The organism is Paenibacillus sp. 2RAB27 (assembly GCF_052115445.1).
Classification (GTDB): domain Bacteria; phylum Bacillota; class Bacilli; order Paenibacillales; family NBRC-103111; genus Paenibacillus_E.
Genome location: NZ_JBFRGR010000003.1, coordinates 196,662 through 209,396, shown reverse-complemented (window position 1 = coordinate 209,396; position 12,735 = coordinate 196,662). Strand labels below are relative to the sequence as shown.

The window sequence follows — 12,735 nt, the reverse complement described above, 5'->3', positions numbered from 1 at the left end:
CCGTCTTCGAATCGAAGCAAGGCGGATATTCTTGATCAAACGATTATTTTTTTAATTTCGCATACCATTCTCTCGCGAGCTTCGTTGCTTCTTCGCCGCCTGATTTGTTCCATTTGTCTACAAATTCGTCGAATTTGCTGATCGGATACTGCCCCGTAATAATCTTGCTTGCGTATTCGATATACAAGTTGCGATTTTTGATGTCCGGGAAGCCCTCATAGATGGTAGCCGGCAAGCCATCACCGGCAATGGGCTTGACGTATTTCTGAGCTTCTTGCATATTTTTGACAGTCTGATCAATCTCCCACATGGTGTCTGCCGATGCAGTACTCTTAAGGAGGTCGATCGTAAAGTCAAGTGTCGCCAAACTTGAAGTCGTATTAAATAGCCCAATATTCTCTTGAGTACTCTTGTCCTCCGGAAGTTTCACGGCCTTTCCATCTTTCATCGTATAGTGCATTCCTTCTACACCAAGATAAAGATCTTTCCAAATCTTCTTATCGTACATATTGTTAAGCAGCTTTAATGAGGCCATCAGTTTCGTCTGGTCTTTGTTGTTCTTGACAACCCACTGTGGTTCAATCCTCCTCTTCTGCGTATAAAAGCCCTTATATCCTTGGACTTCCGGTACGGGAAGTATAGAGAACTGGCCCTTCACACCAGTGTTCTTTTGCAAAGCATCCAAATTAAGATTTTGTGTCTCCACCCATTGGAAGTAGTTACCAGCCTTGTCAGAGTTAACCTTACCCTCCCACTTGGACTTGTCGTTAAGAAGAGTTTCCTTATCCAATAATCCATCTTTATATAATTTTGCAGCGAATTCCAAAGCAGCTTTCATATTCGGCGTTACCGCGGAATAAGTCAGTTTACCGTCGTACAAGTCCCAATCCGGGTAACCTTCGAGCATGGCTACACCGTACATAGCAAACAGATGGTCCATCCATCGCGCCTCTTGACGACCGCCGGTCGGAACTTCATCTTTCTGACCGTTTCCATTGGGATCCTTATCTCGAAATGCCTCAAGTACTTTTACATATTCCTCTTGTGTCTTTGGCATCTGTAAGCCCAGCTTATCCAACCAATCCTGACGAATCATGCTAGCGTATCTTCCGTAGTCTACTACCAAAGGAATGTAATAAACTTTGCCCTGACCAGTAGGGTCATTTGCTTTGACAACATTCCAAACATCCTGAGGAATGGCTTGCCATACATTCGGTGCATATTTGGGCAAAAGTTCTGTCAGATCTGCGATAGCACCGTTTTTGGCCAAGGTGGTCTCGGAGCCCCCATAAGGTAGAAACAAATCGGGGGTTTCACCAGCTGCGATCTTCAGGTTCAACTGGTTTRAGTAGTTAGTACCTCCACCCCATTCCACATACGGGTTAATTACGCCCACACCTAACTTTTCCTTCAGAAATGTGTATGTCTTGCTGTCTTTGGTGATGGGCTTGAAGCCGACATTGGTTCCCCATACTTCAATATCAACAGAAGATTCTTTGCTATCAGTAGTTTGGTTCTGAACGGATGATGTAGATCCCGCTGAAGAGTTCGTATTTCCGCTACAGCCAGTTGCAGCAGTTATCGCAAGGATACTTACCACTGATAATAACCCCATCTTTTTAAAATTCATGTATTCTTCCCCCTCAAATCAATATGATATGTTTAAGGCTGTTTGCCTATAAACCGGTATGGGCGTTTTACCCTTTTACAGAACCAATCATGGCTCCTTTGACAAAGTACTTCTGCAGGAAAGGATAGACCAAAACGATTGGAATAATTGCAAAGATAACAGTCGCAGCTCTAAGTGTACGCTCGTTATAGTTCAGATCACCTATTGCAACGGGACCTGCCATAATCGCGTTATCATCGGTAATGAACTGCCGTATCTTAATCTGCAGTGGGAACCAATTCGGATCTTGCAGGAAAAAGAGCGGGTGCTGGAACTGGTTCCACAACACGACACCGTAGAATAGCGCAAGTGTCGCCAATACAGCTTTGGACAGCGGAAGAACAAACTGGAACAGCATTCGGAAATATCCACTGCCCTCAAGGAAGGCCGCCTCCTCCAATTCCTTAGGAAATTCCTTAAAGAAGCTTCTCATAATGATCAGATTAAACGGATTCAATATATGCGGTACGATCAGAACCAGCGGGTTATTATAAAGCCCGATGCCCCGAACTGTTAGAAAGTAAGGTACAATAGGTGCCTTGAAAATCATCGCGATCACCACTCCAACCATAATGACTGGCCCCCACCGAAACTCCGTCTTCGAGAGCGGATACGCGAGCAAAGCAGTCATCAGCAAAGCGAGCACCGTGCCGATTAGCGTCGATCCGAGCGTTAAGAAAAATGCCTTCCATAGGTCGGGGCGATCGATGATATGTCCCCAGGAGGCTAACGTAAATTGCTTCGGCCAAATCGTTACCAGATTCATATCGACAGCGCTCTTGGAGCTAAACGATGTAGAGATCACGGATAAGAGCGGTATGAGAGCTATGATTGACAATAGGATGAGAATAACCGTAATGGAAGCACCGAATGCTTTTTCCCGTTTCGATTCAAACATGTCTACCAGAGCCCCCCATCCGAAAACTTCTTCGATAGCTTATTAAAGATGAATACAAGAATAAATCCGATCACTGACTGAAACAAGCCTACCGCAGTAGCGAAGCTATATTGAGCTTGCTGAATGCCTGCTCGGAACACATAGGTATCGATAATATCTCCAACGTTGTAAGTCATCGGTGTGAGAAGATTAAACACATGATCGAAACCTAGATCCAGGAAGTTACCGATTTCCAATAGAAACAGAATCAGCACAGTAGGCAGCAGAAGCGGAAACGTAATGTGTCGGATTTGCTTGAATTTGGACGCGCCGTCAATCATAGCTGATTCATATAGCTGGGGATCGATAGAGCTAATCGCAGCCATATATACCACAGTGCCCCAGCCTGCATCTCTCCATATGGCAGTGATCACATAAATAGGCCGGAAGTATGCGCTTTCTTGCATGGCAAGCACAGGATCAACACCAAACCACCCCATGACGATATTGAATAATCCGCTGGTAGAAAAGAAGTCAAAGACGATACCGCCAACAATAACCCAAGACAAAAAGTGCGGAATGTACAATGAAGTCTGAATTCCTTTTTTCAGCGTAGACTTTCGAATCTCATTGATCATCAGCGCCAACAGAACGGGTACCGGGAAAACCAAAACGATCTTAAGAAATCCCAACATCAGTGTGTTGCCAAACACCCGGACGAAGTCAGGATGGTGAATCAGGGTCTCAAAATGCTTGAGCCCTACCCAGGGACTATCGATAAATCCTTTGAAAACCGAATAATCCTTAAAGGCGATAACGACACCAGCCAAGGGAATGTATTTAAAAATAAAGAGAAAAATCAACCCCGGAATCGCCATGACATAAAGTGGCCAATATACCTTCATTCGATTAAAAGCCATTGTTTTCAACTTGTTCCCCCCAGTATCTAGTTGCTGAATTCGCTTACACAGTTACTATACATTCTGGCAGAAAAGCTCTCAACGGGACAATTATGTGAAAAAACAGGTCATTTTTAAGGTGCATTGAAAAACCATGTCTTTTGGAGTGTCTGGACTGCCTAAGTACCCAAAAATTCTCCAAATAATAAACTGTGACAACTTCTGGGCAAATAAAAAGATTGCTACTATTCGGCCTCCTTAAGCCGATGGTTGCAATCTTTTCCATGTCTAAGCGATGGTTGTCATCAGTCATACATTTAAATTTTAGGAAGATTTTTACGATATTCACTTGGCTTGCAACCTGTTAGCCTCTCAAACAATCGGGCAAAATGCTGCGAATCGGAGTAGCCTACCATTGAGCTGATTTCGTACACTTTCAAATCGGTATTCTCAAGCAATTCTTTCGCTTTGTCGATTCGGATCCCCGTCAAAAAATTCACATAGGTATCACCCGTTTTTTGTTTGAAAAACTGACTTAAATAATGGGGGCTGATGAAAAAGCGTGCGGCTAGATCGGCAAGACTAATCGGCTCATTATAATGAGTCGAAACGTATTCCTTAATCTCGTCGATGATAATCTTCTTCTTGGGTATATTATGCTTCAATTTGAACGAAATAATTCCACGGATAACCTCAATCATCCATTCCTCCAAATGTTCCAGCGTCCGAAACCGCGAGATGCCTTCTAAAGACAGGATATGGCGGCTCAGGAAATCGTTATGCTGCAACTGCTGAAAAGACAATTTGCGCACGCTCGATAAAAGGATATTTAAGCAATGAAATTGAAGATCTGCCGGACTTATGCTAGCTTGCGCTTCCATCCCACGAAATACCTCTCGAATGGTGTCCACGCATCCCACTTCGTCCATACTGTCGAGACCAGCCTCCAGCTTGGCTATCATATCTTCAGGAACAATGTGACTCCGTCCCGTCAGACTCACGATCTCTTGAAACGGAATCACGGCACCTGCTCCCTTGATAATTTTGTAGCTTAATGCATGACGTGCTTCATCAAAGGATTGTCCGATTTCGAAAGCCTGCTTCTTAAGAGTACCAATTCCTACTGTCATGGACAGGCTTAATTCCCGGTACACTCCCGCCTTCATAACATATATCGCCCGGATCAATTCCTCGTAATTGATGGATCTATCATGGGTAACTACCACGGCCACCTGAGCTCCTGTATAACGAAAACGGTACACTTTCCGGTACTGCCTCAGGGAATTGTCTATTTTAAAATAGAAGGATTGAAGTCCAAATTCCTTCAACGCATCAACATTACCGTCAAATTCAAGCAGAACACATGCGCAGTTTGTCCCTACCGTTGGGATCTGGGCAATCCGAAGAAGCTCTTCCACAAGGTCTGTGTGATCACTTCCGAGATCAAGAATGTCGCGCAAAGCGCTCTCCTGTATCCGGCTGTGAGCCTCTTGCTTTAAATCGTCAACCTCCCGAAGTTTCGCTCTCTCCGTACGAATCGAGTCCATAACCTGATGAATACAGTCACGCAGTTGCTTCTCAATCACAGGTTTATTAATATAAAATTGCACTCCGAGTTGCATGCCTCTTCGAGCGTACTCAAAATCGGCATATCCGCTTAGGAGAATGAATTTAGTTAGACTGCCCTCGTCTTTTAGCATTTTGATCATGTCGAGACCGTCTGCTTGCGGCATTCGAATATCCGTAATGACAATGTCCGGCTGCAGCTTTCGAATTAAATGGGACCCTTCCAAACCGTTATAAGCCTCACCGACAACCTCACATTCCGGAATAGAGCGACCGATCATTTTTTTGAGACCGTTCACAATGCCCTTCTCATCGTCCACCAAGATCAATCTCATCCCAAAGCACCTCTTTTCTATTTTCGCACCTTACTCTCCCTGAACCTTGGGGATTAAAATCTCAACCACCGTTCCGCGATGAACTCCGGAACGAATCGTCAAATAATACCGGTCTCCATATTGAAGTTTAATGCGTTCAGTGATATTTTCGAGGCCTAACCCTTGATTTTTCGGCTGATCGATCTCCTCGAGCTTGTATTTGTCCGACTGCGCATTCTCAAGAGTAGCTAACAGCTGGGCTTGCTTCTCTAAGGACATACCGCTCCCATCGTCTGTAATCCGGATGAGGATATCCCGTTCTTCGGTCCAGACACCTTCAATCTCAATATGCATAGGCCGACTGTAGTCCAAGAAACCATGATTGATGCTGTTCTCCACGATAGGCTGAATTACGAGGGGGATGATATGGCAATGCAGCATCTCCTCGGGAACCCTAATATTTAATTGGAACATATTATCAAATCTGATATTTTGAAGCTGCAAATAATTAGCCGTATACTCCAATTCATGCTTCACCGAATGGTGGCTGCCTTCCTTGCCTAAAGCAAGCCGAAACATGCAGGCCAAAATCGTTATCATATCGGCTGCTTCCTCGTCATCATTCACTAGAGCCTTCATGCGAATCGATTCGAGCGTATTGTAAAGCATATGCGGGTTGATCTGATTCTGGAGCGCAATGAACTTGGCTTGGCGCTGTTTGATCTCCGCGATATACACGTCTTTTATCAAGGAGCGTATCGTTAAAATCATATTGTTGTAACTGTGTACGAGACTTCCAATCTCGTCGCCCGCCTGCTCTTGCTCTATGGGCATATATTGGCCTGCTTCCGCCTGCTTCATGCTTCTGCGGAGCGCTTTAATAGGTCTTGTGATCGTAAAGCTTAATCCAAACGAGATGAGCGTTATGATCAGACTGCTCAACACGATTACGATTACGGTCATTCCTTTGATCTGATTAATTTTCTGCAGCAGTTTTGAGCGCGGGATCTCCGTTTTAATTAACAAATTTCCTTGAGCGGTACTTCCAGATAAAATAATCCGATCGTCGTCTCCGTTATCCTTGAGGTCTCCGATGCCGGATTCGAGAACCTGCTTCCATGACAACTGACCACTGGCCGCGTCGGAATGGTAAACGATTTCACCTTGACGATTACTTATGATGACACTCATACCATACTTATCCCGAGCCAGAACGAATTCATGTTCAAGCTGCAGCAACGCGGATGGATCCAAATCTATGAGAAGGAGGCCCGCGTACGCTCCCCCTGAGTTGAACAGCACCCTTCCTACAGTCACTACGGCCCCCGCCGCTTTATCCTCATAATAAGACCGGTCATGCAACCCTGTAATAAAAAACGGCTCAGCTGAATTGCGAAGGTGCTTGTACCACTCCTGGGATAACAGCGCTTCCCCATTCACTCTGCTCGTTGCCGCCGAATAATGATAAACGCTGTTATCTCGGCTGACCAGCATCACGGTACTGATTTCCGATTTAAGCATTGTAACTCTCATCAGCATGCTCTGGACGGCAACCCTCTGGTTAACCAGCTCGTTCATGGATAAACTTTGTTCATCTCCGAGGCTGTAAATCAATTTATTGTCAACCAGAACTGACTTCGTGACCTTATCATATTCTTTCACAAATTCATTCAAAGATGTTCTAATTTGGGACGTGTACAAAGCGGCGAATTCCTGAGAGGAGTTTTCAAGGGCAGCTGCCGATTGGTAAAATATAATGGAGCTTACACAGAGCAGAGGGATGAGACAAGCCAGAAGGTAACCTGCCATTAGTTTGTTTTGGAACTTCATGTTTCTTATCATGAGATTTGCCCTTCGTCTCCAACTTTTCCCCATAATTTTTACCCTTCCTTTGCTTAGCTATGTACATGCCTAGAAATCGACGCTACCGAAGTATCTTATGTAAAAAGTGGGTATTCAATTATTCTTGCGTTTCACTGGTGATGTAAATCAGCACATTTTGTATTCGTTCACAACAGAATATACTTTAATAATCTTTAGATATCAAAGGGGCATTTGTACGTTTTTGCAGGGTCATTTGTACGTTTTTTTGATTTCACTTTCAAAATGGCCATGGAAAAATGCAAATGTTGTTGATTTCATGCATTCCGGCTCTCATTCTTCTCGAAGCAACACGTAGAGCATACTTGTACCTCTTTACAGAAAATACGAAAAAGCCGGAATTACCGGCTCTGTTCGTTACACTTAATAGAAGTTTAAATCAGCAAAGTAGTATTATTACTTGCTCTTGTTAATTCTGGTGAGCTCTCTATTTAGTGCATATAATAGCTTGTCAGTGAAGTGTTCAGGTGCCATTTCAGCCAAGGTATCAATCTTAAATCCTTGCGTCATGCTAAACGTTGGTCTCTCCCTAAAACTTTCCCCTAAATATTTATTTAAGACCACTTCCGCATCTTTATTCTCAAAAAGCTCTTTAAACGTGCAACGCGTCGAATAAACAAAGTCCGTGAACTGTAAGTCTTCGATCTCTCCATCCAAATCAGGAATTTGGAACCAGTTCGTAACTTCGCCGCCTTTTTCCTCCACAGGAGCTTCATAACTTGGATTCGATTCTTTAACCTTATTAAATTTGGCCATATCTACGTATTGAGCATTATTTCCGGTAGCTACTGCACGTATGTCATTCATGCCTTCAACCAAGGATACATGCTCGAAAATGAAGACCCTATCCGTACTGGTTTTATTTTGAAATTCGCTTCCATTTACATATAGCACTACGTTATCACAGTTTGAATAGACCTTAACGGTAATGTTGCTCTCCGCTCTATCGACAAAGCGCTTACTGGTGATATGAACGAATTTCTCCTCAGACCAATGCGCTTTGTACATATAGAACGCATCCTTCTTGATCTTTCTGTCATAGGAGACAAGCCCCTTGTTGTTCCTTCCCTGGACGCCACCTTCATCTCTAATATTCGCTCCGAAATCAAACATGTTCCATACATACGTGGCCCAAAGATAAGGTCTCTTCTCGAAAGTCTTCCAAACCGTTTCGTGGAACAATGCATGATATTCTTCCGTGTAGTCTTTTACCTTGGGATCCGCACTATGGTATTGGACAATACCTTCTGCCCCGTATTCGGATATACAAAGCGGCACATCAGGGTTAATGCGGTGAAACTTATCAAGCCAAGGTGCAAAATCATCCGCGTGACCGTGATACCAACCATAATATTTATTGTATCCGATCACATCCGTCATACGATTATATTCATCTTCCTCACTGACAAATAAAACATTAGCCATTGTCGTCAGGCGAGTGGGGTCCTCTCTTTTCGTTAAGTCATGCAACTCTTTAACAAGTTTTCTGACCTCTGGTCGCTCACCGCCGATTTGAATTTCGTTCTGTATCCCCCAGAATACGATGGAAGGGTGATTATAGTTCTGCCTGATCAATTCGACCATCTGCTGCTTCGCATTGATCCCTTCTAATTCGTTCTGTGACATTACGGAAATGAAGGGAATCTCAGCCCAGACCACCATACCCTCTTTGTCGCATAAATCATAAAAGTATTGGCTGTGCTGGTAATGGGCTAATCGAATGGAAGATGCTCCGATTTCCCGAATGTAGGCCATATCTTCGACTTGTTCTTGTTCCGTAATTGCCCAGCCCATATCCTTCCTGTCTTGGTGTCTGGATACACCATGCAAAGGCAGATGCTCGCCGTTTAAGAAGAAGCCCTTTTCAGGATCAACATGGAAGTATCTGACGCCAAAAGGAATTGATACTTCATCGATCGTGTCATTAAAGCTAGTCATCGATAGATTGGCACTGTACATATAGGGATTTTTTCTACCGTTCCAAAGTGTTGGATGGTCAATGACGCAAGGCATCTCTTCTGATCGAGCTTCTCCTGCAGCCAGTATAACTTCCTTAGAGGCATAGGTTACACGATGATGATCAGCATCAAAAATATCTGCCCACAGTCTCACTTTTTTCTCTTCATTACTGTCATTTACAAGATTTGCTCTAATGCTTAGTTGAGCTCTTTCCTTTGATACTTCTTCCTGAACAATATAAACCCCCTGTGAACCATGGTCCATCAAATCAAAATGAACAGGATTCGTGACCACCACTTTCACATCGCGATAAATCCCCCCATAGAAGGTAAAGTCTGCTTTCTGAGGATACACGTCATCCACAACTCGATTGTCCACTTTTACGGCAATTACATTTGTAGCTCCATGTTTAACTACGTCTGTCATATCAAACCTGAACGTGGAGTACCCGCCTTTGTGCTGCCCCACATGCTGACCATTTACGTAGACATCCGTAATACTGTTAGAACCATTGAATTCAATAAACAACTGACTTCCCTCGTAAGACGGCTCAACCACAAAAGCCTTTCTGTACCAACAAGCGCCTTGATAATATTCGTAGCCATTCGCCCCATCGATCGCATTCCAGGAATGGGGAATATTCACCGTATGCCAATGATCATCCTTGTACAATTCGCTTGCAGCGTGTTCTTCGTCCCCACGAATAAATCTCCAAGTCTCGTTAATCTCTATACTTTTTCTCATTGTACAGCCACTCTCCCTATCAAAATTGTAAACTGATATTCGCCGCTTCCTGCCGTACATACAATTCGGCCATCTTCATACCGGGCATCTGGGAATTCGGTGAATACTTGCTTAAGATCGTCTTGATTGCCTGGAAGCATGATCGTCGCCGTCGTATTCGCCGGTATCTCGAAACGATAGGTTACAGCCTGATTCGTCTTTTCCCAGCTAGATGCAATGGTTCCATAGAGGGACTCATACGTCGCGGATGCATGCGTCAGCGTTCCTCCAACCATGGGTTTCAATATGAAATGCTTGTAGCCTGGTTTCTCCCAAACAGGACGTATTCCGGCTATGCCCGCAAATAGAAAATCGCATACAGCCCCATACGAATAATGATTCAATGATCCTGATAGTTCACCGTCAGGCTTAATTCCTTTCCAACTCTCCCATATCGTTGTCGCACCATTGCTGACGGCGTACAGCCACGAAGGACACGAGTCCTGCTCTAACAATCGGAAAGCGATATCAGCATGACCGTAATCCGCCAACACCTGAAGGATGAAAGGTGTCGATAGGAAGCCAGTGTTCAAGTGATAATCCTGTTCAACAACCAACTGCGCCAGCCTGTCGGCGACTGCTTGTTGTTTATCTGCATAAGCCAAGTCAAATGCTAACGTACGAACATTAGGTGCCTGCCTGCCTTCCAATATAGAGCCATCAGCTTTAATAAAATACTGATTATATACGCGTCTAATTTTCTCATAAAGTGCTTGGTATTTGGCTTCTTCCTCCGTCTTCCCTAACACAGTCGCCATTTCAACCAACAATCGGGTGGAATAGGCATAGTAGGCAGTTGATACATCAGGGTGGTTTCCTTTGGTTTTGCTCAAAACAGCCATGAGATCACTGAACTCCGTATCCGTTTCAAGCCACTCTCCCCAATGGAACCTCGTATCCCAGATGTAATCAGCATCACGTTCTCCATCTGTATAATTTTGATAAGCAGGCGTATCTTGGTATAGCTCATTCGCATTCTTCGCGCTAGTATCCATGTAATCGACCCATGCCTTCGCTGAGTCAAACTGTCTCTCTAAGATAGTCTTGTCTCCATAACATAGATACATTGTCCATGGAATGATAACAGCCGCATCGCCCCAGCCTGCAGAACCATCAAGAATACTGGCAGTTCCAGGTTTGGGCCTGCGCATGCCCACCATCGGGTTTTTATTTTGCTCCATGAATCTTTGCCATTCCTCCATGCTGTGATGCCCGATAACAGTTGGCACTGTGCTGCCGACCGAACCGTCAGCAAATTGTTCCGCTGCAACGTCGGCCATCCACTTTTCAAAGAATGGATACACGTTCATGAAATCAGAAGCCGTTCGACAGAATACTTGGGCATCCCCTGTCCATCCCGCTCTTTCCCGGGTTGGGCAATCGGTCGGCACCTCCATAAAGTTGCCCTTCTGGCTCCATTTGGAGTTAGCTACCAACTTCGTGATTAGCGGATTCGAGCAGGTGAAGTCACCCGTTTCGTCCAAGTCGGAATACACGGCCACTGCTGTAAAATTCTCAGGTGTTAGTTCTCCCGAATAATTCTTAACGAGAACATAGCGAAAGCCGAAAATCGAAAACCGTGGATGATAGCTCTCCATACCATGTCCAGACATAATGTAACGAACCTCTTGGAAATCCTCCAATGTTCCATGATCTGAGAGATTCTGTAAGGTAAAGTTTCCATGCTTATCTAAGGCTTCCCCATGGACTAGAATAATCTCAGTTCCTGCATCGCCTTGAACCTTCATGTCAACCCAACCTGCGATATTTTGACCAAAATCGAGAATCGTCTCGCCATTTGGTGTTCGGATTACTTGTGGCGTAAATCTTTCTTTCTGTTTTACCGGTACGCTTCGGGTAGCAATCAAATTGTCGAAACCATCCTCAGCTGCGAGTTGGACAGGATCCCAAGTCGAATCGTCATAAAAAGGTTGATTCCATCCCTCTACATTAATTCGGGCATCATAAAGATCTCCGGCTTTCATATCCGATTTCAACAAAGGACCATGGGAAGTCTTAAAAGAGCCGTCACTGCCGATGATCTCGCGGCTTCCATCTTCGTAGTCCAACACGAATTGCCCCAGAAAAGCTACTTGATAGCCAAAATTGTTCTTTAAACTTGCTCCACCCGTAGTCCCTCTCCACCAGCCATCCCCGAGAATGACACCTAGCGCATTGGTACCTTCGAGCATGAATGAAGTTACATCGTAAACTTGGTATTGCAAGCGCTTGTAATAGGAAGTGAACCCGGGCGTGAACAGTTGATCCGTACCCTCGATTCCGTTCAGATAAAAGCTGTACAACCCTTTTGATGTCAGGCAAGCTCTAGCCGATTGGAGCCCTTTCTTTACCGTAAATTCCTTCCGGATATACGGAGCCGGCTTATAGGCGTGAATATCCACTTCTTTCTCCGGTTCAATCCAACGAGCCTTCCAATCCGCAGCGTTCAACAATCCAGTTTCAAAGAAAACAGGATCACTGAACGGTGACTCCTCCTGATTACTCCAAACTTTAACTCTCCAATAGATCCGTTCAAGCGATTTTAATTCCTGACCCTCATACAGAATACCCTGCGATTGGTCCGTCTCAACCTTGCCGCTGTCCCAAATCATGTTAGTGAAGCTCTCGGTTGCAGATGCTTGCACTTGATATCCGGTTTGTATGACGTTCCTGCCGTCACAATGGAGCTTCCAGCTCAGACGCGGCTCTTTTGTATCCAATCCCAAGGGATTTTCCAAATACTCCGTTCGCAATGACACTGCTTTCAACATTTCGGTAACCTCCCAA

General features: G+C 44.5%; 7 protein-coding genes. All 7 read right to left on the bottom strand.

The genetic code is table 11. The features are described 5' to 3' along the window. Positions 1 to 43: 43 nt before the first annotated feature. Positions 44 to 1,630, bottom strand: a complete 1,587-nt coding sequence (locus tag AB4114_RS06125) for an ABC transporter substrate-binding protein (RefSeq protein ID WP_441987630.1) — start codon at positions 1,628 to 1,630, stop codon at positions 44 to 46. Between the two features lie 67 nt (positions 1,631 to 1,697). Continuing rightward, a complete protein-coding gene (locus AB4114_RS06120; protein ID WP_441987629.1) occupies positions 1,698 to 2,567 on the bottom strand; it encodes a carbohydrate ABC transporter permease in 870 nt (289 codons plus the stop codon). A 2-nt stretch (positions 2,568 to 2,569) separates the two neighbouring features. Further along, entirely contained in the window at positions 2,570 to 3,466 is an 897-nt protein-coding gene (locus tag AB4114_RS06115; RefSeq protein WP_441987838.1) for an ABC transporter permease, read from the bottom strand. A 296-nt stretch (positions 3,467 to 3,762) separates the two neighbouring features. Next, positions 3,763 to 5,346 (bottom strand): helix-turn-helix domain-containing protein, encoded by a 1,584-nt coding sequence (locus AB4114_RS06110; RefSeq protein ID WP_441987628.1) that lies wholly within the window; start codon positions 5,344 to 5,346, stop codon positions 3,763 to 3,765. Between the two features lie 30 nt (positions 5,347 to 5,376). Further along, the gene (locus AB4114_RS06105; RefSeq protein ID WP_441987627.1) at positions 5,377 to 7,167 is read right to left on the bottom strand and encodes a cache domain-containing sensor histidine kinase; all 1,791 of its coding nucleotides are present in this window, start codon (positions 7,165 to 7,167) and stop codon (positions 5,377 to 5,379) included. Positions 7,168 to 7,602: 435 nt separating this feature from the next. Further along, complete coding sequence (locus tag AB4114_RS06100) at positions 7,603 to 9,909, bottom strand: glycoside hydrolase family 2 TIM barrel-domain containing protein (RefSeq protein WP_441987626.1); 2,307 nt, start codon at positions 9,907 to 9,909, stop codon at positions 7,603 to 7,605. After that, entirely contained in the window at positions 9,906 to 12,719 is a 2,814-nt protein-coding gene (locus AB4114_RS06095; RefSeq protein ID WP_441987625.1) for a family 78 glycoside hydrolase catalytic domain, read from the bottom strand. The genes AB4114_RS06100 and AB4114_RS06095 overlap by 4 nt, the downstream gene beginning before the upstream one ends. Positions 12,720 to 12,735 lie beyond the last annotated feature (16 nt).